The organism is Pseudomonas sp. P1_F7 (genome assembly GCF_056405655.1).
The window spans coordinates 42,194-62,785 of record NZ_JBFUBR010000020.1 but is presented as its reverse complement, the minus strand read 5'-3'; the positions used below and the strand labels follow the sequence as shown (position 1 = coordinate 62,785).

Sequence of the window (20,592 nt, the reverse complement as noted above, 5' to 3'; positions counted from 1 at the left end):
CGGTTATCAGAAGTTCGCCGGAGTGTTGGCACTGATGATTTCCGCCTCATCCGCCCCGATATTACGAAACCGATGCGGCAACGTCGTCGGGAAGTAGTAGCCATCCCCGGCGTTCAGCACGCTCACCTGCCCATCCACGGTCAATTCCACCGTGCCGCGTGTCACCAACCCGCACTCCTCGCCTTCGGAATGCACGATCGGCTCTTCGCCGGAGCTTGCGCCCGGTGCATATTGCTCGCGCAGCAAGCGCATCTGCCGGCTTGGCACGGACGCGCCGATCAGCAGCAGGCGCAGGCCATGGCGGCCGAGGTCGGGCTGTTCGTTGGCGCGGAAGACGTATTGGTGTTCGCGCGGTGGCTGATCGAAGGTGAAAAAGTCGGCCAGGGACATGGGGATGCCCTCCAGCAATTTCTTCAGGGAGCTGACGGAAGGACTGACCCGATTCTGTTCGATCAGGGAGATGGTTGCATTGGTGACGCCGCTACGCCGGGCCAGCTCGCGCTGGGACATTTTGTAGCTTTCGCGTACTAATTTGAGTCGTGAGCCCGTGTCCATGACAGCCTTATGTGCGTGCTACTTAAGGGTAATGGGGGTGGAGTGCAGGCGCGGATCACGCCGTTTTCCGGTCCCGGAAACGTGAAAGGCGGCTATTAAATCACGTTTGTTCGTAATGCTCAGCAGGTTCGATAAACGGCAGAAGAAAAGAACCTGTTGATGATAATTCTGAGTCAAGACACAGACCTGTGGGAGCGAGCTTGCTCGCGATGGCGGCGGGTCAGTCAACATCAATGTCGAATGTCAGACCGCTATCGCGAGCAAGCTCGCTCCCACAAAGGGCGGCGGTGTTTCTGGTGTTAAAAAGCCGGCAGCACCCTTTGGGGAGTAGCCGCCGGCGAGGTAAAGCTTAGATGCCGAAACGGTCGCGCAGCGAGTAGTACACGGCGCCGAGGGCGGTCAACGGCGCCGAGAAGGTGCGCCCGCCGATCATTGGCATGTGCGGCAGCGAGGCAAACGCGTCAAAACGCTCGGCGTCACCACGGATCATTTCCGAGATCAGCTTGCCGGCCAGGTGCGAACAGGTCACGCCGTGGCCGCTGTAGCCCTGCATGTAGTAGGCGTTTTTCTCGATACGGCCGAATTGCGGCATGCGCGACATGGTCAGCAGGAAGTTGCCCGTCCAGCGGTAGTCGATCTTCACGTCTTTCAGTTGCGGGAAGGTCTTGAGGATTTTCGGGCGGATCAGTTGTTCGATGTCATCCGGCTCGCGCGCCCCGTAGACCACGCCACCGCCATAGAGCAGGCGGTTGTCAGCAGTGAGGCGGTAGTAGTCGAGCAGGTAGTTGCAGTCTTCGACGCAGTAGTTGTTTTTGATCAGGCTGCGGGCCTGTTTTTCCGACAACGGCTCGGTGACGACGATCTGCGAACCGCACGGCATGCTCTTGCTGGTCACGCGGTTGTCCAGGCCTTGCGGCAGGTAGGCGTTACCGGCGATCAGCAGGTACTTGGCCTTCACCACACCTTTTGCGGTGCGCACGGTGATTGGCTCGCCGTAGGTGATTTCCACCGCCGCCGATTGCTCGTAGATCTTGCCGCCCAGGCCGATGATCGCCGAGGCTTCGCCGAGGGCCAGGTTCAGCGGGTGAATGTGGCCGCCCTGCATGTCCAGCAGGCCACCGACGTAGGCATCGGAACCGACTTCGCGCTTGATGTCGGCCGCGTCGAGCATTTTCAGGTTCTTGTTGCCGTAGCGTTCCCAGCTCTTCTTCTGTTCGGCCAGGCCCTTGAGTTGCTTTTTGTTCATCGCCGCGAAAATACCGCCGGGACGGTAGTCGCACTGGATGTCGTAGTGCTGTATGCGCTGACGGATGATGTCGGCGCCTTCGAAAATCATGCTGCCGAGGATTTCGGCGGTCTTGTCGCCGTAGCGCTCTTCGATGACATCGACGTCGCGGCTATAGGAGTTGACCAGTTGGCCGCCGTTGCGACCACTGGCGCCGAAGCCGACCTTGGCCGCTTCGAGCACGGTCACGCTGTAGCCCGCTTCGGCGAGGAACAGCGCCGAGGACAGACCGGTGTAGCCGGCGCCGATCACGCAGACGTCGCAGTCCACCGCCCCTTCCAGCACCGGGAAATCGCCGGTGAAGTTGCGGGTGGCGGCGTAGTAGCTGTTTACATGCTGTTGATTAGAAGAGCTGTGTTTCATAGGTTTCTCCGAGGGCCGCCGGCAACGTGCAAGCGGCCGTCGCTATAAAGGTCTTAGAGCTTGATCCAGGTCGCCTTGAGTTCGGTGTACTTGTCGAACGCGTGCAGCGATTTGTCCCGACCGTTACCCGACTGCTTGAACCCGCCGAACGGCGCGGTCATGTCGCCGCCGTCGTACTGGTTGACCCAGACGCTGCCGGCACGCAGGCCACGGGCGAAGGTGTGGGCCTTGCTCAGATTGCTGGTCCATACGCCGGCGGCCAGGCCGAAGATGCTGTCGTTGGCAATCGCCAAAGCTTCTTCAGCGGTGTCGAAGGTGATGACCGACAGCACCGGGCCGAAGATTTCTTCCTGGGCAATGGTCATGGCGTTGGTCACACCGTCGAAAATCGTCGGTTCCACGTACTGGCCACCGGTGCCTTCGAGGGTGCGGCTGCCGCCGGCGATCAGTTGACCACCCTGCTGTTTGCCGACTTCGATGTAGCGCAATACGTTTTCCAGCTGACGCTGGTCGACCACCGCGCCGACGGTCGTCGCAGGATCGAGCGCGTGCCCCGGCTTCCAGGCTTGCAGGGCTTCCACCAGCAATGGAATGAACTGCTCGCGAATCGAACGCTCCACCAGCAAACGTGAACCGGCGGTGCAGACTTCACCCTGGTTGAAGGCGATGCCGCTGGCCGCTGCCTGTGCTGCCGCCCGCAGATCCGGTGCGTCGGCAAACACCACGTTCGGGCTCTTGCCCCCCGCTTCGGCCCAGACGCGTTTCATGTTGCTTTGCCCGGCGTAGATCATCAATTGCTTGGCAATCGCCGTGGAGCCGGTGAAGGCCAGCACGTCGACGTCCATGTGCAACGCCAGCGCCTTGCCGACGGTATGGCCGTAGCCCGGCAGGACGTTGAACACGCCTTTCGGGATGCCCGCGTCCAGCGCCAATTGCGCGATGCGGATCGCCGTCAGCGGGGACTTTTCCGAAGGCTTGAGGATGAACGAGTTGCCCATCGCCAGGGCCGGGGCGAATTTCCAGCTGGCCATGATCAGCGGGAAGTTCCACGGCACGATGGCCGCGACCACGCCGACCGCTTCGCGCGTCACTAGACCAAGCTGATCGCGGGGCGTGGCGGCGACTTCGTCGTAGATCTTGTCGATGGCTTCGGCGGTCCAGCGGATCGCATTGGCGGTCGCTGGAATATCGATGCTCATGGAGTCGCTGATCGGCTTGCCCATGTCGAGGGTTTCGAGCAGGGCAAGCTCTTCCTGGTTCGCCAGAATGAGATCGGCGAAACGGATCAGGATGCGCTTGCGCTCGGCCGGGGCCAGGTTGGCCCAGACGCCGGATTCGAAGGTGCGGCGCGCTACGGCGACTGCAGCGTTGGCGTCGGCTTCGTCGGTGCTGGCGACGTTCGCCAGGAAACGACCGTCCACGGGGCTGATGCATTCGAACGTGGCGCCACTGGCGGCCGCGCAGTATTGGCCGTCAATGAATGCGCGACCTTCGATAGTTAGGGACTGGAAGCGTTGCTCCCAATCGCTGCGAGTGTTTGTCATGGTTGTGACTCGATAAGTGATCGTCGGACTGATGCCATTCGGTGATGGATCAGAATGCCGCAGTACCTGTGGGAGCGAGCTTGCTCGCGATAGCGGTGGAACAGTCACTATTAATGTTGAATGTGACGGCCTCATCGCGAGCAAGCTCGCTCCCACAGGGGACTGGTGGTGTCACAGGCTCTGTGTACACCACCCATCCACGGGGCCATCAAACGGTATGCAAGTACCAGTTGTACTCAAGGTCCGAGATGGAGTTCTCGAACTCGGCCAACTCGCTTTCCTTGCACGCCACGAACACGTCGATGTACAGCGGGTCGATGTACTTGGCCATGACTTCGCTGTCGTCCAGCTCGCGCAGGGCATCGCGCAGGTTATTCGGCAGGCTCTGCTCGTTTTGCTCGTAGCTGTTGCCTTCCACCGGTGCGCCCGGTTCGATCTGGTTGGTCAGGCCGTGGTGAACACCGGCCAGAACCGACGCCATCAGCAGGTACGGATTGGCATCGGCGCCCGCTACGCGGTGTTCGATGCGCACCGAGTCTGGCGAACCGGTCGGCACACGCACCGCTACGGTGCGGTTGTCGATGCCCCAGCTCGGCGAGTTCGGCACGTAGAACTGCGCGCCGAAACGACGGTACGAGTTGACGTTCGGGCAAAGGAACGCCATCTGCGCCGGCAGGGTCTCGAGCACACCGCCGATCGCGTGTCGCAGCGCGGCGTTCTGCTCGGGATCCTCGCTGGCAAAGATGTTGTTGCCTTCTTTGTCGAGAATCGAAATGTGCACGTGCAGACCGTTACCCGCCTGGCCCGGATACGGCTTGGCCATGAAGGTGGTGTCCATCTCGTGGTCGTAGGCGATGTTCTTCACCAGACGCTTGAGCAGGACGGCGTAGTCGCACGCCTTTATAGGGTCAGCCACGTGATGCAGGTTGACTTCGAATTGCGCCGGGGCGCTTTCCTTGACGATGGCGTCAGCCGGGATGCCCTGCTCTTTCGCGCCTTCGAGGATGTCCTGCAGGCAATCGACGTATTCGTCGAGGTCGTCGATCAGGTACACCTGGGTCGACATCGGACGCTTGCCGGACACCGGCGAACGTGGCGATTGCGGACGACCGTTCACGTTGTCCTGGTCGATCAGGTAGAACTCCAGTTCGAACGCGGCGCAGATGGTCAGGCCCATTTCGTCGAACTTGCGCACGACATTGGCCAGCACTTCACGCGGGTCGGCGAAGAATGGCTCGCCTTCGAGTTCGTGCATGGTCATCAGCAGTTGCGCAGTCGGGCGCTTCTGCCAGGGTTCGATGCTCAGGGTGCCCGGGATTGGGTAGCAGATCCGGTCGGAGTCGCCGATGTCCAGACCCAGGCCGGTGCTTTCCACCGTAGAACCATTGATGTCCAGAGCAAACAGAGACGCCGGCAGGTTAATGCCTTTCTCGTAAACCTTATGAAGACTGGTGCGTTCGATGCGCTTGCCGCGCACCACACCGTTCATATCCGCAATCAGAAGGTCGACGTACAAAACCTCAGGATATTTCTTAAGGAATGCGTTTGCTTCGTTGAGTTGAACGGTACGCAGAGGGACCGACATGATGCACCTATTTTTTACTGTTAATTATTATGTTCACCGCCCTTTCACGAGCCCAGTCAATCCGAAAGGCAAAGTGAAGTCAATAGCGAACACCTGGCCGTTCAGCGTTTATTTTAGGGGCTCCCAGAAGGAGGAGAGTGCCAGATATGCCCTCAAACACGCGTAAATCCTGAAGATCAGACGTGCGGCGTTTAGAATTTTTTACATGAGAGTTGTTAATTAAAATCAACAAGGCTAAGCTCCAGAAAAGCTCGTTCAAGTGTCAAACTTCGAGGTGATAAAAATGGCATTCAAGCCATTGATCGGCGTTACTGCGTGCGTCAAACAGATTGGCCTGCACCCCTACCACATCAGCGGTGACAAGTACTTGCGTGCTGTCAGCGTTGCGGCGCTGGGGCTGCCTGTCGTTATTCCTTCTTTGGCTGAACTGACCGAAATCGATGACCTGCTGCCGCAGCTCGACGGTCTGTTGCTGACCGGCTCGCCGTCGAACGTGGAACCCTTCCACTATCAAGGCCCCGACAGCGCCCCCGGTACGGATCATGATCCGGCGCGGGATGCCACCACCCTTCCCCTGATCCGCGCCGCTATTGCAGCTGGCGTTCCGGTCCTCGGCATCTGCCGTGGCTTCCAGGAAATGAACGTGGCGTTCGGTGGCAGCCTGCATCAGAAAGTCCATGAGCTCCCCGGTTTCCTTGATCATCGCGAGGCCGACCATCCGGACCTGGCCGTGCAATACGCACCCGCCCATGGGGTGAATGTGCAGCCCGGTGGCGTGTTCGAAGCGCTGGACCTGCCTGCTGTGTTCCAGGTCAACTCGATTCACAGCCAGGGCATCGACCGCCTCGCGCCCGGCCTGCGCGCCGAAGCCGTCGCGCCCGATGGCCTGATCGAAGCGATCTCGGTCGAGCACAGCAAGACTTTCGCCCTCGGCGTGCAATGGCACCCTGAATGGCAAGTGCGGGATAACCCTCCTTATTTGAGTATTTTCCAGGCGTTCGGCGAAGCCTGCCGACAACGGGCGGCGCTGCGTCACTCGAGCTGACGACCTGATACCCACATCCAACGATTAACTGCCCACCGCGAGCGGGCAGGCGCTTTTGCGTGCCCCGCTCGCGGAAACAACACACTGCGATAACAACAAGTACGACCAGGCAGCCAGGAAGGCGGCGCCGAATTAACCCGCCGCTGCGGGTTTGCAATCCACTATTAAGCCGGGCCGTGTTGGCCTGGCGACTGAAACCTGTTGGGAGTTTCACATGGCAAACGCCTCCAGCATTTACAGGAAGGCTCTTGAAGGTCACCAGGCACCGAAAAAGGTGTTGGTGAAAGTCGATCGCGTCACCAAGAAATTCGACGAAACCACCGCGGTGGACGACGTGTCCCTGGAGATCCATCAGGGTGAAATCTTCGCCCTGCTCGGTGGCTCCGGCTCCGGCAAATCGACCCTGCTGCGCATGCTCGCCGGTTTCGAGCGCCCGACCGAAGGCCGGATTCTGCTCGACGGTGTCGACATCACCGACATGCCGCCGTACGAACGACCGATCAACATGATGTTCCAGTCCTACGCCCTGTTCCCGCACATGACGGTGGCGCAGAACATCGCCTTCGGCCTCAAGCAGGACCGTTTGCCAGCGGCCGAAATCGAAGCCCGCGTGCAGGAGATGCTGCGTCTTGTGCACATGACCCAGTACGCCAAGCGCAAGCCACACCAACTGTCCGGCGGCCAGCGTCAGCGCGTGGCCCTGGCCCGCTCCCTGGCCAAGCGTCCGAAGCTGCTGCTGCTCGACGAACCGATGGGCGCCCTGGATAAAAAGCTGCGCTCGCAAATGCAGCTTGAACTTGTCGAGATCATCGAGCGCGTGGGCGTGACCTGCGTGATGGTGACCCACGACCAGGAAGAGGCCATGACCATGGCCGAGCGCATCGCGATCATGCACCTGGGCTGGATCGCCCAGATCGGCAGCCCGGTCGACATCTATGAAGCACCGGTCAGCCGCATGGTCTGCGAATTCATCGGCAACGTGAACGCCTTCGACGGCACCGTTGTAGAAGATCTGGAAGGTCACGCGATCATCCACAGCCCGGACCTGGAGCAGAAAATCTACGTCGGTCACGGCGTCAGCACCTCGGTGCAGGACAAGTCGATCACCTACGCGATCCGCCCGGAAAAACTGCTGGTCAGCACCGTCAAGCCCGAGAACCGCTACAACTGGTCCAGCGGCAAGGTGCATGACATCGCCTACCTCGGCGGCCACTCGGTGTTCTACGTCGAGCTGCCTGGCGGCAAGATCGTCCAGTCGTTCATGGCCAACGCCGAACGCCGTGGCGCGCGTCCGACCTGGGACGATCAGGTCTACGTGTGGTGGGAAGACGACAGCGGCGTGGTACTGCGCGCATGAAAACCTTCAATCAGCAATTTCTGAGACTGGTCCCCAGCGGGCGCAAGTTCGTCATCGGGATTCCATTCATCTGGCTGTTCCTGTTCTTCATGCTGCCGTTCTTCCTGGTGATGAAGATCAGTTTTTCGGAAGCAGCCCTGGCCATTCCGCCCTACTCGGAGATCTACACCTACGCCGAGCAGAAATTTCAGCTGCTGCTCAACATCGGCAACTACAGCCTGCTGACCCAGGACGAACTGTACATCTCGGCGTACCTCGGCTCGTTGAAAGTAGCGTTGCTCAGCACGATGATGTGCCTGGTGATCGGTTTCCCGATGGCCTACGCGATCACCAAGGCCAGCAAGGAAGCGCAAAACGTCCTGCTGCTGTTGATCATGATGCCGACCTGGACCGCGATCCTGATCCGCGTTTACGCGTGGATGGGCATCCTCAGCAACAACGGTTTGCTCAACGCATTCTTGATGTGGACCGGGCTGACCTCGGCGCCGATCGAGATCCTCAACACCAACATCGCCGTCTACATCGGGGTCGTTTACGCCTACCTGCCGTTCATGGTGTTGCCGCTGTACGCCAACCTGGTCAAGCACGATGGCAGCCTGCTGGAAGCCGCGTCGGACCTGGGTTCGAGCAACTTCAACAACTTCTGGAAAATCACCGTGCCGTTGGCCAAGAACGGCATCATCGCAGGCTGCATGCTGGTGTTCATTCCGGTGGTCGGTGAGTTCGTGATTCCGGAACTGCTCGGCGGCCCGGAAACCCTGATGATCGGCCGTGTGTTGTGGCAAGAGTTCTTCAACAACCGCGACTGGCCGGTGGCGTCTGCCCTGGCGGTGGTGATGCTGTTGATCCTGATTGTGCCGATTCTGCTGTTCAACCGCAGCCAGGCCAAAGAGATGGAGGCACGGGGATGAAACGCTTCGGATTTTCAAAGTTCATGCTGATTTTCGGCCTGTCGTTTATCTACCTGCCGATGCTGATTCTGGTGATCTACTCGTTCAACGCCTCGAAGCTGGTGACGGTGTGGGGCGGCTGGTCGTTCAAGTGGTATGCCGGTTTGCTGGACAACACCCAACTGATGGGTTCGGTGGTGCGCTCGCTGGAAATCGCCTGCTACACCGCGATTGCGGCGGTGGCACTGGGCACGCTGGCGGCGTTCGTCCTGACTCGCGTTACGCGCTTCAAGGGCCGCACGCTGTTCGGTGGCCTGGTCACCGCGCCGCTGGTGATGCCTGAAGTGATCACCGGTCTGTCGCTATTGCTGCTGTTCGTGGCCATGGCGCAGTTGATCGGCTGGCCGCAGGAGCGTGGCATCGTCACCATCTGGATCGCCCACACCACGTTTTGTGCCGCCTACGTGGCGGTGGTAGTCTCCGCCCGCCTTCGCGAACTGGACCTGTCCATCGAAGAAGCGGCCATGGACCTGGGGGCGAAGCCATTCAAGGTGTTTTTCCTGATCACCATTCCGATGATCGCGCCGTCCCTGGCGGCCGGCGGCATGATGTCGTTCGCCCTGTCGCTGGATGACCTGGTGCTGGCGAGCTTCGTGTCCGGCCCGGGTTCCACGACCCTGCCGATGGAAGTGTTCTCGGCGGTGCGTCTTGGGGTCAAGCCCGAGATCAATGCCGTGGCCAGCCTGATTCTGCTGGCGGTGTCGATCGTAACCTTCATGGTCTGGTACTTCAGCCGCCGTGCCGAAGCCACCCGAAAACGCGCGATCCAGGAAGCCATGGACCAGACCGCCAGCGAATCCTGGCAGCAACCTGAAAAGAAAATGGCAGGAGTCACCGCTTAATGTAGGAGCTGCCGCAGGCTGCGATCTTTTGATCTTGCTTCTAAAAATCAAAAGATCGCAGCCTCGTTTCACTCGACAGCTCCTACAGGATGATGGGTACCCTCCCTCGTCACAGGTGTTGTGTTCACTGTTTTGTGTATTTGAATAAAAAAGAAATGGAGTTGTACCGATGAAAATGTTTGGCAGGACTCTGCTGACACTGTCCTTATTGGGCGCAATCGCCACTGGCGCCCAGGCCAATGACAAGGTTCTGCGCGTCTACAACTGGTCGGATTACATTGGCCCGGACACCGTCAAGAAGTTCGAAGACGAGACTGGCATCCAGGTGACCTACGATGTCTTCGACAGCAACGAAACCCTTGAAGCGCGCCTGTTGGCGGGCAAATCCGGCTACGACATCGTCGTGCCGTCCAACAGTTTCCTGGCCAAGCAGATCAAGGCCGGCGTCTATCAGGAACTGGACAAGTCGAAGCTGTCGAACTGGAAAAACCTCAACCCGGTGCTGCTGAAAAACGCCTCCGCGAGCGACCCCGATAACGCCCATGCCATCCCGTACATGTGGGGCTCGATCGGCATCGGCTTCAACCCGCAGAAGGTCAAGGAAGTGCTCGGCGCCAACGCCCCGACCAACTCCTGGGACCTGCTGTTCAAACCGGAAAACGCCGAGAAGCTCAAAGCCTGCGGCATCAGTTTCCTCGATTCACCGACTGAAATGATCCCGACCGCTCTGCACTACCTGGGCTACCCGGTGAACGATCAGAACAAACAGCACATCGCCGAAGCCGAGGCGCTGTTCATGAAGATTCGCCCGAACGTGGCGTACTTCCATTCGTCGAAATACATCTCGGACCTGGCCAACGGCAACATCTGCGTGGCCGTCGGTTACTCCGGCGACATGCTGCAGGCCAAGGCCCGCGCCCAGGAAGCCGGGGACAAGGTGAAGATCGACTACAGCATCCCGAAAGAAGGCGCTGCCAGTTTCTACGACATGCTCGCCATCCCCCGCGATGCCGCCAACGTCGAGAATGCGTACCTGTTCATGAACTTCCTGATGCGCCCCGACGTGATTGCCGACATCACCAACAACATCGGCTACAGCAACGCCAACGCGGCGGCCACGCCGCTGGTCGATGAAGCGATCCGCAACGATCCAGGCTCCTATCCGCCGGAAGCGGTGATGGCCACGCTCTATGCCGTGCCGGACCAGCCGATTGCCATCCAGCGGATCATGACCCGTGGCTGGACCAAGGTGAAGTTGGGCCAATAGTTCACTCAATTGATCTACTGAGTCTGACATTGCCATCGCGAGCAAGCTCGCTCCCACAGGTACCGCGTGTACCTTGAAGTTCGCGCTATCCCTGTGGGAGCGAGCTTGCTCGCGATGAGGCCAGAACATCCAGCACACATTTCAGCTTTACCAATTTCCGTTCACGCAGCGCCTTACCACCGCTGCCTCTCCTGCAAGTAGAACGGCCTCACCTGGCTCCCTCGGTTCAGGTGAAGTTTGGCGCCCTCGGGCGCCTTTTTTATTGGGGATCAATCAAAGGCCATTCGGCCAGCGCCCGATAACGGCCCTTGTGGGATTCGAACAGGGTGAATCGATCAGCCCGCAGGAAGAACTCGGGCGGTGTCGCGGACTCCGGCACCGGCTCCCGATACTGCCGTGCCAGGGTCAGGTGCGGACGATATTCCCTTGGTGCTTCCTCCAGCCCAAACGGCAACATCGCCTGTTCCAGGGCATACACCAGGCGCAGCAATGCCGGGGACGCCTGCTGCGGCGCGAGCACCAGCGCCCCTGCCCTGCGCCACACGTCCAGCCGATCCAACACCACCGTCAAGCGCTCGCCCGGTGTGCGGATGGATGCGGCAGCGGTGCAGAGGTCGGCGATCTGCGCCACACCTACCGCCCCCAAAAACTTCAGCGTCAGGTGAAAGTTTTCAGCTGGCACCGGCCGTCCGTTGCGCAGTTGCAGCGCACTGCGCCACTGGGCGATATCCCGGCGCAGGGCCGGGGCGCAGTTCAGCGCAAAGAACAGGCGCTTGAACGGCTCGCGGATCTCGTCGTTCATGCCGGGCACCTCCTGGGAAGACTGCCTGAGTGTACTCAACCCTCGCGTACCGGCCAGCGCATTTCTGACGCCGCCCGGCAGGCGCGTTATAGTTCTACCATCCCGAAATACCGGAGGGGCCATGCGACAGATCATCAGCAAAGAGCCATGGTGGGCCACACCGCCCGAGCCTGGGCAGGATGAACTCAAGCTGGAATGGGGCTGGCTGGTGCATTACAACGAAGGTGAGCCGCGCTTCGAGTTCATCCGCGAGCGGCCGACGGACGAGGAAATCCGGCAGCGCAAGAGTTGCAGGATCACTCCGACGCCGGAGTGATCCCACGGCCGGCTTCAGACTTTCAGAAGCACTTCAAACCCGCCATACACCATGCGCTGACCGTCGAATGGCATCGGATTGACGTTCGGTTGCATGCGCGGGTCCTGCATCATCTTGTCCATCCCGGCATTACGGGTGGCCTTGTCCGGCCAGATGATCCAGCCAAAAGCCACGGTTTCGCCGTCCTTGAGTTTCACCGCCATTGGGAATGAGGTGACCTTGCCTTGCGGCACGTCTTCGCCCCAGCATTCGACCACGTTCAAGGCACCGTTTTCCTTGAAGATCGAGGCGGCGATTTCGGCGTGTTTGATGTATTGCTCACGGTTGGCGGTGGGTACGGCAGCGATGAATCCATCGACGTAAGACATGCGTTTTTCTCCTTGGGTCATGGGGTGTGCTGCAGGTTAGTCGGTTGCGCTGGCGTCCGATCGACAGTGCCGGCGCTCAAACCGACCGGCGGTGCAGTACGGTCCGCCAGGCTGCCTTCGATCTGCGCCGCCATGTAAAGCGTGCAGGCCATGACGCCGCTGGTCGGGCTCTGCACCAGTTTGGTCCAGGCCTTGTCGAAGGTATTGCCCAGGCTACGGCGAATCAGCGCCTCGCTATCGGGCCGGTCAAAGGCCTGGATGAATGCGCGAATGCCAGCCACCCCTAGCGTGATCAAGCCACCGGCCAGTTTCCCGGTCGCTGCGGCCACGGCGCTGGCGGCCCCSCGCGGGGCCATCTCGGCTTCCATCCGCCGGCTGGCGCGCCTGGCCACCGGCGCCATCGCGGTGTCGGTCGAGCCCACCCCCTTGTCGCCACCGGCCTTATGGACTTTGTCGATCAGCGCGGCGAAGGCCGGCAAGGAGTTCAGCGGTTCGGTGTGCATGACCTGGTACAACGAGGCGTCCCTCGTCGGCGGAGGCCCGAGGGCGATGGCCGGGACTTTCTGGATGCGCCCGTTGAGTTGGGCCATCGGCACGCCGTGGCGGTTGGAGATTTTCTGCAGCTCTTCCTTGAGGATGTCGACATAGAACGCCGCTGCCAGGCCGAGAATCGCATCGGGATCGACTTCCACGGCCACCGGCGCCAGGACCTTCTCCTGATAGGCTTCGAGCAGGTACGCCGCCAGGCGTTTTTCCACGGCGTCCTGCTCACCCTTGGTGCTGATGGTGTACCAGCTGACCTTCATCGACAGCCATTCCTGGGTCCAGTAACTGCTGAACCACGGAATGAAATTCTGTTCGGTCAATTCATAGACCCGTGTGCGCCAGTATTCCATGGCGCCGCGGGCGTAGATTTTGGTCTCCTCGGTCGCCGCCTGCGACGCGGCGACGATCTCCCGGTCCACTTGTTGCCAGGTGCTGGCAGGAACGATGACCGGTGCCACTTCCACCGGCGCGCGCACAGGCGTGGCACACCCCGCCAACACCACCAGCACGGCAATGATCAGCGAACGCAGGTTCAAGATAGCGGCTTCCAGCTGTTGGCACCGGGCGAAATGCCCGACACGCGAAACTTTCGGTTTAAGTATAGGTGGCAGTCTCCCGGAGCCCGCGAAAGGGCCCGCATCTACAGCGAAAAAACCACCATCACTTGCGTCGATAATCACCATCGCCGCGATTGCCTTCCGCTTGATGGCCGTCAGCGTAGGATCGATCCCAAGCCAACACGAAACCCCGAATCGGAGGGGAACATCATGCTGATCCATCTGCTGACCTGCCTGGCCCTGACGGCGTTCACATTGGGTGTATTTTCCTGGTACGTCCTGAGCGAGGAACAAACATCATGATTCACACCGTCACCCTCGCCGTGCGTTTTCCGGTGTTCGGCAACAATTTCTACGCGCAGAAATTCGAGTCGCGTAAAGAGTTGACTCTGCTGTTCGACGAGAAGTTCGAGGCGTTGCTGATCCCGGCAGCCGATCATCACTTCAGCAACGAAGTGGTCGGGCTCAATGATCAGTTCCGTTTTTTGAATGACGTGCTGGTCGAGCATCTGCTGGATGTCGAACTGGCAAAAGGCTCGGCCCGTTCGTTCGGATTCTGACAGCGACCGCCGGTCGCCCGGGCACGGACGGGAATCGCTCACAACGTTCGCTGGCTATTGCCAATCCCCTTCGCAATATCGATCCCCCAGTCCATCGCCGCTTCCATGTCCAGCAAGTGCGGCCGTGGGTCGTGGTTTTCATCGATGGCTGTGCCGTCCGGCCGATAGACACCGATGAACATGCCCAACGAGCCGTCTTTCAATATCTCGGCTTTGACTTTGATACTGCATCCGTTCGATAGCGTTTCCTTGTGCTCCATATGGCGCTCGGTCATGGCTGCATTCCTCCCCTGGCTGGATTCAGACCCTACCCGCCATGCTAGCTCAGCCCCCGGAACTGCGCCGACCCGCTGGACCGGAGGCCTGCCCTGACAGCGGCGCAATGCCACCTATACTGAAGTCCACCTCCCCCCCAGGGGATCTGCACGTCCAACAATAAAAAGCAGAGGTGGAACATGGTCTGGCAGCAAGTCTACGATCCGTTCGGTAACCCGGTGCTTTCAACGCTCATGGCCGCCGTACCGGTGGTGGTGATGCTGGCGTCCCTCGCGTTTTTCCATGTCAAGGCGCACCTGGCGGCATTGCTCGCCCTGACCTCGGCCCTGCTGATCGCGATCTTCGCCTTCGGCATGCCGGCGAACATGGCAGGTTCGGCGGCACTGTTCGGTGCGGCCAACGGCCTGCTGCCGATTGGCTGGATTGTGTTGAATATCATCTTCCTGCACCGCCTGACCACCGAGAACGGCTCGTTCAAGGTGTTGCAAGACTCCTTGGCGCGCATCACCGATGACCGACGCCTGCAATTGCTGCTGATCGCCTTCTGCTTCGGTGCGTTTTTCGAAGGCGCGGCCGGTTTCGGTACGCCGGTGGCGGTGACCGGGGCGATTCTGATCGGGCTGGGGTTTTCGCCACTCGCCGCCTCGGGGCTGGCGCTGATTGCCAATACCGCCCCCGTGGCGTTCGGCGCCCTCGGCACGCCGATCATCACCCTGGCCAAGGTCACCGGGCTGGATGAAATGGAGCTGTCGATGATGGTCGGCCGGCAGTTGCCATTCTTCTCGGTGCTGGTGCCGTTCTGGCTGATCTGGGCCTTTGCCGGCTGGCGCAAGATGCTGGAAATCTGGCCAGCGATCCTGGTGGCCGGTGTCAGTTTTGCCGTGCCGCAGTTCCTCGTGTCCAACTATCACGGGCCGATGCTGGTGGACGTGATCGCCGCACTGATTTCCATGGCCTGCCTGGCCGGTTTCCTCAAGGTGTGGAAACCGGCCACCGTACACACCTCCGCAGCGCTGTCCGGCCGGGTCGACAACTCGAAGATCGACGCCGAACACGACGAAAAGCCCGTACCGACTGCAACCTTCGCCAATGAGGCAAAACCGGCGGTGATGCGTGCGTGGATGCCGTGGATCATCCTCACGATCTTCGTGTTCATCTGGGGTACGCAAGGCTTCAAAAACACCTTCGACACCCGCCCGGCGATTGACCCGCAAACCAGCGCCGCCAAGCTCGATCCCCAGGGTAAACCACTGCGCGAGGCGAACCCGCTGTTCGCGCCGGTCGTGACCTTCACCACCCTGCACTTGCAGGTCGAGAAAGTCCCGCCCGTGGTGCCTGCGCCGAAAACCGAAGAAGCGGTGTACAAGTTCACCTGGTTCACCGCCACCGGCAGCGGCATTTTGCTGTCGGCGATCATCGGTGGCTTGCTGATGGGTTACTCGATCCCGCAACTGATTCGCCAGTACCTGCGCACCCTGTGGGTGGTGCGTTACTCGCTGATCACCATTGCGGCGATGCTCGCCCTGGGCTTCCTCACGCGCTACTCGGGCCTGGATGCGACCATGGGCCTGGCCTTCGCCGCGACGGGCATTTTCTACCCGATGTTCGGCACCTTGCTCGGCTGGCTCGGCGTGGCGTTGACCGGCTCGGACACAGCGTCCAACGTGCTGTTCGGCGGCTTGCAACGGGTGACTTCCGAGCAACTGGGCATCAGCCCGGTGTTGATGGCCGCCGCCAACAGTTCCGGCGGGGTCATGGGCAAGATGGTCGATGCCCAGTCGATCGTGGTCGCCTCCACCGCCACCCGCTGGTACGGCCATGAAGGGGAAATCCTGCGCTACGTGTTCTTCCACTCGATTGTGCTGGCGATTCTGGTCGGCGGATTGGTGACGTTGCAGGCCTACGTCGCGCCGTTCAGCCATATGGTGGTGGGCGGACATTGAGTCTGCGCGCCCTGCCCACAACATTTGCAACGCCCGGGTTCCATCGCCCGGGCGTTGGCATTTTCCGCACAGATTTATTGAATGAATGCCCGCTTCAGGCTGACAAATACCCCATGGACAGTCGGCGGTATCAGGCCAATGATGAAGGTCAGTGGCCTCCAGCGAGAATCGTGATCCCATGAACATTCTCTACGATGAACGCGTTGACGGCGCCTTGCCCGACGTCGACAAACAGGCGCTGTTGCACGCCCTGCAAACCCGGTTGCCGGCTCTGGAAATCCTGCATCAGCAGGAAGAGCTCAAGCCCTACGAATGCGACGGACTGTCGGCCTATCGCACCACGCCGATGCTGGTGGTGCTGCCCCGGCACATTGACGAAGTCCAAGGGGTGCTGCGGGTCTGTCATGAACTGCACGTCCCCGTGGTGGCCCGTGGCGCGGGCACCGGTTTGTCCGGCGGTGCGCTGCCCCTGGAGAAAGGTGTGCTGCTGGTGATGGCGCGCTTCAACAACATACTGAGCATCGACCCCGCCGCCCGTACCGCACGGGTTCAGCCCGGCGTGCGCAATCTGGCGATTTCCCAGGCGGCGGCACCGTTCGGCCTGTATTACGCGCCGGATCCGTCCTCGCAAATCGCTTGCTCCATCGGCGGCAACGTCGCGGAAAATGCCGGTGGCGTACACTGCCTGAAGTACGGCCTGACCGTGCACAACGTGCTCAAGGTCGACATTCTTACCGTCGATGGCGAGCATTTGAGCCTGGGCTCCAACGCCCTCGACGCCCCCGGCTTCGATCTGCTGGCGCTGTTCACCGGTTCCGAAGGCCTGCTCGGGGTGATTACCGAAGTCACGGTCAAGCTGCTGCCCAAACCGCAGACTGCCAAAGTGCTGCTGGCGGCGTTCGACTCCGTGGAAAAAGCCGGGCGCGCGGTCGGCGACATCATCGCCGCCGGCATCATCCCCGGTGGCCTGGAAATGATGGACAACCTGGCGATCCGTGCCGCCGAGGATTTCATCCACGCCGGTTATCCGGTGGACGCCCAGGCAATTCTGCTGTGCGAACTCGATGGTGTTGAAGCCGATGTCTCTGATGACTGCGACCGGGTGCGCCAGGTGCTGCAACAGGCCGGCGCGATCGAGCTGCGCCAGGCGAAGGACGAAGCCGAACGCGTGCGTTTCTGGGCCGGGCGCAAGAATGCTTTCCCGGCGGTGGGCCGCCTCTCCCCGGACTACTACTGCATGGACGGCACCATCCCCCGTCGTGAACTGCCCGGCGTGCTGCACGCCATCGCCGAACTCTCGAAGGAATACGGCCTGCGGGTGGCCAACGTGTTCCATGCCGGCGACGGCAACATGCATCCGTTGATTCTGTTCGATGCCAATCAACCCGGTGAACTTGATCGCGCCGAAGCCCTGGGCGGCAGGATTCTGGAGTTGTGCGTGAAAGTCGGCGGCAGCATCACCGGCGAACACGGCGTGGGCCGCGAGAAGATCAACCAGATGTGCGCGCAGTTCAACAGCGATGAGCTGACCCTGTTCCATGCCATCAAGGCCGCCTTCGACCCGAGCGGCCTGCTCAACCCCGGCAAGAACATTCCGACCCTGCACCGCTGCGCCGAATTCGGTGCCATGCACATACACGGCGGTCAATTGCCCTTCCCTGAGCTGGAGCGTTTCTGATGCGCGGCCCTGAAGATTTCGATGACAGCCCGTCACTGCTGGAACAGGTCAATCAGGCGCTGGAAAACGCTACGCCGTTGCGCATCCAGGGTTCCAACAGCAAAGCCTTTCTCGGCCGCACCACGGCCGGGGAAATTCTCGATACCCGCTCGCACCTGGGCATCGTCAGTTACGACCCGACCGAACTGGTGATCACCGCCCGTTGCGGCACACCACTGTCGCAGCTGGCGCAGGTGCTGGACGCCGCGCAACAGATGCTGCCCTGCGAGCCACCGGCCTTTGGCGATAATGCAACTGTCGGCGGCATGATCGCCTGTGGGCTGTCCGGACCACGGCGCCCATGGGTCGGTTCGGTGCGGGACTTCATTCTTGGCACACGGGTCATCACCGGTCAGGGCAAGCTGTTGCGCTTCGGGGGCGAGGTGATGAAAAACGTCGCCGGCTACGACCTGTCGCGCCTGATGGCCGGCAGTTACGGCTGCCTCGGGCTGATCACCGAAGTCTCGCTAAAAGTGCTGCCAAAACCCCGCCAGGCCTTGAGCATCAGCCTGGAAATGGACCCTGAGCGCGCCTTGCTGCGCCTGGCGGAATGGGGCCAGCAGCCGTTGCCGATCAGCGCCGCCTGTCACGACGGCGAACGCCTGCACCTGCGGCTTGAGGGCGGAGAAGGTTCGGTGGCGGCGGCCCATGAGCGCCTCGGTGGCGAACGGCTGGAGGCTTCCTTCTGGGACGATCTCAACCAACAGCGCTTGAGTTTCTTCGATGAAGACCAACCGCTTTGGCGCCTGTCACTGCCGCACAACACGCCGCTCCTGTCGCTGCCGGGGCGCCAGTTGATCGACTGGGGCGGCGCCCAGCGCTGGCTGAAATCCGATGCCGAAGCGGCGTTCATCCGCCAGGTCGTCGACGAGGTCGGCGGCCATGCCACCTGTTTCAGCCACGGCCTGACCGACAGCCCGTTCCATCCGCTGCCCCCGGCCCTGATGCGTTATCACCGCAACCTGAAACAACAACTCGATCCACGGGGCATCTTCAACCCTGGACGCCTGTACGCGGAGCTTTGAATCATGCAGACGACCTTGAGTGAAAGCGCCAGCCATCTGCCCCGCGCCGCAGAAGCAGAAAGCATCCTGCGCACCTGCGTGCACTGTGGGTTCTGCAATGCCACGTGCCCGACCTATCAATTGCTCGGCGATGAACTGGACGGACCGCGGGGCCGCATCTACCTGATCAAGCAAGTGCTGGAAGGCAACGACGTCACGCAGAAGACCCAGCAGCACCTGGATCGTTGTCTGTCGTGTCGCAACTGCGAAACCACCTGCCCGTCGGGCGTCGATTACCACAACCTGCTGGACATCGGGCGGGCGGTGGTCGATGCGGCGGTGCCGCGCCCGCTCGGTCAGCGTCTGTTGCGCGAAGGGCTGCGCCAGACCGTGCCGCATCCAGACCTGTTCAAGAGTCTGGTCAATGGCGGTCAGGTGTTCCGTGCGCTGCTGCCAGGCGCCCTGCAAAGCAAGTTGCCGCGCAGTGTCTACCCGGCCAAGCCGCGACCCATGACCCACCGTGAGCGTCAGGTGCTGATGCTCGAAGGTTGCGTGCAGCCCAGCCTGTCTCCCAACACCAATGCCGCGGCGGCACGGGTGCTGGACCGGTTGGGGATCAGCGTCATCGCGACCCGCGAAGCCGGTTGCTGCGGTGCCGTGGACTATCACCTGGACGCCCAGGCCGCCGGTCTCGATCGCGCCCGGCGCAACATCGACGCATGGTGGCCGAGCATCGAAAAAGGCGCCGAAGCGATTGTGCAGACCGCCAGCGGTTGCGGCGCTTTCATCAAGGACTACGGGCATCTGCTCGCCAGCGACCCGGCCTATGCCGACAAGGCAAAAAAGGTCAGCGAGCTGGCCCAGGACCTGGTGGAAGTGTTGCGCGACGAGCCGCTGGAAAAGCTCGGCATCCATGCCTCACAGCGCGTGGCCTTCCATTGCCCCTGCACCCTGCAACACGGACAGAAACTCGGCGGTGCCGTGGAAGCGCTGCTGACCAAACTCGGTTTCAACCTGACGTCCGTCCCCGACGGGCACCTGTGCTGCGGTTCGGCGGGCACCTATTCGCTGACCCAGCCCGAACTGTCGCGACAACTGCGCGACAACAAGCTCAACGCCCTGGAAAGCGGCCACCCCGAGGTGATTGTCACGGCCAACATCGGCTGCCAGTCGCACCTCGACGGCGCGGGCCGAACCCCGGTGCGGCACTGGATCGAACTGGTCGAAGCCGCCCTGCCTTAACCGAATCCTGGAGATGCCCATGAACCGCAAAGCCGTCCTGAGCCAGACCGAAGTCGGCCAGATCATCAAAGCCGCCCGCGCCGAAGCACAGGCCAATCAATGGGCCGTGACCATCGTGGTGGTCGATGACGGCGGCCACCCGCTGGCCCTCGAACGCCTCGACGGCTGCGCCCCCGCCAGCGCATATATCGCCACCGAAAAGGCGCGCACCTCAGCCCTCGGCCGGCGCGAATCGAAAAGTTATGAGGACATGGTCAACGCCGGGCGCTACGCTTTCCTGTCAGCACCGTTGCTGACCTCGCTGGAGGGTGGCGTACCGATTGTTTTCGATGGCCAGGTGATTGGCGCTGTCGGGGTGTCGGGGGTCAAGGCCGAACAGGATGCGCAAGTGGCCAAGGCTGGTGCGCAGGGCCTGAAATAAGATGTCGGCATCACCATTCCCCCTGTGGGAGCGAGCTTGCTCGCGAT

General features: G+C 61.1%; 20 protein-coding genes. 12 read left to right on the top strand and 8 right to left on the bottom strand.

Annotated features, from left to right (window positions below; translation table 11 throughout):
* Positions 1-6 precede the first annotated feature (6 nt).
* The 4 genes from AC1D1M_RS26505 to AC1D1M_RS26490 all read right to left on the bottom strand — a co-directional run bounded on the left by AC1D1M_RS26505 (position 7) and on the right by AC1D1M_RS26490 (position 5,332).
* A complete protein-coding gene (locus AC1D1M_RS26505; RefSeq protein WP_046042404.1) occupies positions 7-555 on the bottom strand; it encodes a cupin domain-containing protein in 549 nt (182 codons plus the stop codon).
* 349 nt (positions 556-904) lie between these two features.
* Entirely contained in the window at positions 905-2,203 is a 1,299-nt protein-coding gene (locus AC1D1M_RS26500) for an NAD(P)/FAD-dependent oxidoreductase (RefSeq protein WP_477777936.1), read from the bottom strand.
* Between the two features lie 53 nt (positions 2,204-2,256).
* The gene (locus AC1D1M_RS26495) at positions 2,257-3,747 is read right to left on the bottom strand and encodes an aldehyde dehydrogenase (RefSeq protein WP_477777935.1); all 1,491 of its coding nucleotides are present in this window, start codon (positions 3,745-3,747) and stop codon (positions 2,257-2,259) included.
* A gap of 208 nt (positions 3,748-3,955) precedes the next feature.
* Entirely contained in the window at positions 3,956-5,332 is a 1,377-nt protein-coding gene (locus AC1D1M_RS26490) for a glutamine synthetase family protein (RefSeq protein WP_477777934.1), read from the bottom strand.
* A 283-nt stretch (positions 5,333-5,615) separates the two neighbouring features.
* Between AC1D1M_RS26490 and AC1D1M_RS26485 the strand changes: the two genes are divergently transcribed.
* The 5 genes from AC1D1M_RS26485 to AC1D1M_RS26465 all read left to right on the top strand — a co-directional run bounded on the left by AC1D1M_RS26485 (position 5,616) and on the right by AC1D1M_RS26465 (position 10,793).
* Positions 5,616-6,377: a gamma-glutamyl-gamma-aminobutyrate hydrolase family protein gene (locus AC1D1M_RS26485; protein WP_477777933.1), complete on the top strand. Its 762-nt coding sequence runs from the start codon at positions 5,616-5,618 to the stop codon at positions 6,375-6,377.
* A gap of 214 nt (positions 6,378-6,591) precedes the next feature.
* The gene (potA, locus tag AC1D1M_RS26480) at positions 6,592-7,734 is read left to right on the top strand and encodes a polyamine ABC transporter ATP-binding protein (RefSeq protein ID WP_477777932.1); all 1,143 of its coding nucleotides are present in this window, start codon (positions 6,592-6,594) and stop codon (positions 7,732-7,734) included.
* A complete protein-coding gene (locus AC1D1M_RS26475) occupies positions 7,731-8,645 on the top strand; it encodes an ABC transporter permease subunit (protein ID WP_477777931.1) in 915 nt (304 codons plus the stop codon). Before potA ends, AC1D1M_RS26475 begins: the two co-directional genes overlap by 4 nt.
* On the top strand, positions 8,642-9,526 hold the full coding sequence (locus tag AC1D1M_RS26470; RefSeq protein ID WP_477777930.1) for an ABC transporter permease subunit: 885 nt from the start codon (positions 8,642-8,644) through the stop codon (positions 9,524-9,526). The genes AC1D1M_RS26475 and AC1D1M_RS26470 overlap by 4 nt, the downstream gene beginning before the upstream one ends.
* 169 nt (positions 9,527-9,695) lie before the next feature.
* Positions 9,696-10,793: a polyamine ABC transporter substrate-binding protein gene (locus AC1D1M_RS26465; RefSeq protein WP_477777929.1), complete on the top strand. Its 1,098-nt coding sequence runs from the start codon at positions 9,696-9,698 to the stop codon at positions 10,791-10,793.
* A 259-nt stretch (positions 10,794-11,052) separates the two neighbouring features.
* On the opposite strand, the gene thpR is transcribed toward AC1D1M_RS26465, so the two are convergent.
* A complete protein-coding gene (thpR, locus tag AC1D1M_RS26460) occupies positions 11,053-11,595 on the bottom strand; it encodes an RNA 2',3'-cyclic phosphodiesterase (protein WP_477777928.1) in 543 nt (180 codons plus the stop codon).
* A gap of 121 nt (positions 11,596-11,716) precedes the next feature.
* Between thpR and AC1D1M_RS26455 the strand changes: the two genes are divergently transcribed.
* Entirely contained in the window at positions 11,717-11,911 is a 195-nt protein-coding gene (locus tag AC1D1M_RS26455) for a hypothetical protein (RefSeq protein WP_007986425.1), read from the top strand.
* 14 nt (positions 11,912-11,925) lie between these two features.
* On the opposite strand, the gene AC1D1M_RS26450 is transcribed toward AC1D1M_RS26455, so the two are convergent.
* Both AC1D1M_RS26450 and AC1D1M_RS26445 read right to left on the bottom strand, forming a co-directional pair.
* On the bottom strand, positions 11,926-12,279 hold the full coding sequence (locus AC1D1M_RS26450) for a DUF1428 domain-containing protein (RefSeq protein WP_477777927.1): 354 nt from the start codon (positions 12,277-12,279) through the stop codon (positions 11,926-11,928).
* Positions 12,280-12,296: 17 nt separating this feature from the next.
* Positions 12,297-13,361: a hypothetical protein gene (locus tag AC1D1M_RS26445; protein WP_477777926.1), complete on the bottom strand. Its 1,065-nt coding sequence runs from the start codon at positions 13,359-13,361 to the stop codon at positions 12,297-12,299.
* Positions 13,362-13,681: 320 nt separating this feature from the next.
* Here AC1D1M_RS26445 and AC1D1M_RS26440 point away from each other — a divergent pair, with 320 nt between their 5' ends.
* Positions 13,682-13,942, top strand: coding sequence for a hypothetical protein (locus AC1D1M_RS26440; protein ID WP_223457620.1), 261 nt, complete (start codon positions 13,682-13,684; stop codon positions 13,940-13,942).
* Between the two features lie 38 nt (positions 13,943-13,980).
* Here AC1D1M_RS26440 and AC1D1M_RS26435 read toward each other — a convergent pair whose 3' ends face one another.
* Positions 13,981-14,217 carry a hypothetical protein gene (locus AC1D1M_RS26435; RefSeq protein ID WP_477777925.1) on the bottom strand — a complete coding sequence of 79 codons (237 nt, stop codon included), beginning with the start codon at positions 14,215-14,217 and terminating at the stop codon, positions 13,981-13,983.
* Positions 14,218-14,397: 180 nt separating this feature from the next.
* On the opposite strand from AC1D1M_RS26435, the gene AC1D1M_RS26430 reads away from it, so the two are divergent.
* From AC1D1M_RS26430 to AC1D1M_RS26410, 5 genes are all read left to right on the top strand, one after another.
* Positions 14,398-16,161: an L-lactate permease gene (locus AC1D1M_RS26430; protein WP_477777924.1), complete on the top strand. Its 1,764-nt coding sequence runs from the start codon at positions 14,398-14,400 to the stop codon at positions 16,159-16,161.
* Positions 16,162-16,339: 178 nt separating this feature from the next.
* Entirely contained in the window at positions 16,340-17,839 is a 1,500-nt protein-coding gene (glcD, locus tag AC1D1M_RS26425; protein WP_477777923.1) for a glycolate oxidase subunit GlcD, read from the top strand.
* A complete protein-coding gene (glcE, locus tag AC1D1M_RS26420; protein ID WP_477777922.1) occupies positions 17,839-18,903 on the top strand; it encodes a glycolate oxidase subunit GlcE in 1,065 nt (354 codons plus the stop codon). The genes glcD and glcE overlap by 1 nt, the downstream gene beginning before the upstream one ends.
* Before the next feature lie 3 nt (positions 18,904-18,906).
* Positions 18,907-20,124 (top strand): glycolate oxidase subunit GlcF, encoded by a 1,218-nt coding sequence (gene glcF / locus AC1D1M_RS26415; RefSeq protein ID WP_477777921.1) that lies wholly within the window; start codon positions 18,907-18,909, stop codon positions 20,122-20,124.
* Positions 20,125-20,143: 19 nt separating this feature from the next.
* On the top strand, positions 20,144-20,545 hold the full coding sequence (locus AC1D1M_RS26410) for a heme-binding protein (RefSeq protein ID WP_477777920.1): 402 nt from the start codon (positions 20,144-20,146) through the stop codon (positions 20,543-20,545).
* Positions 20,546-20,592: the final 47 nt, after the last annotated feature.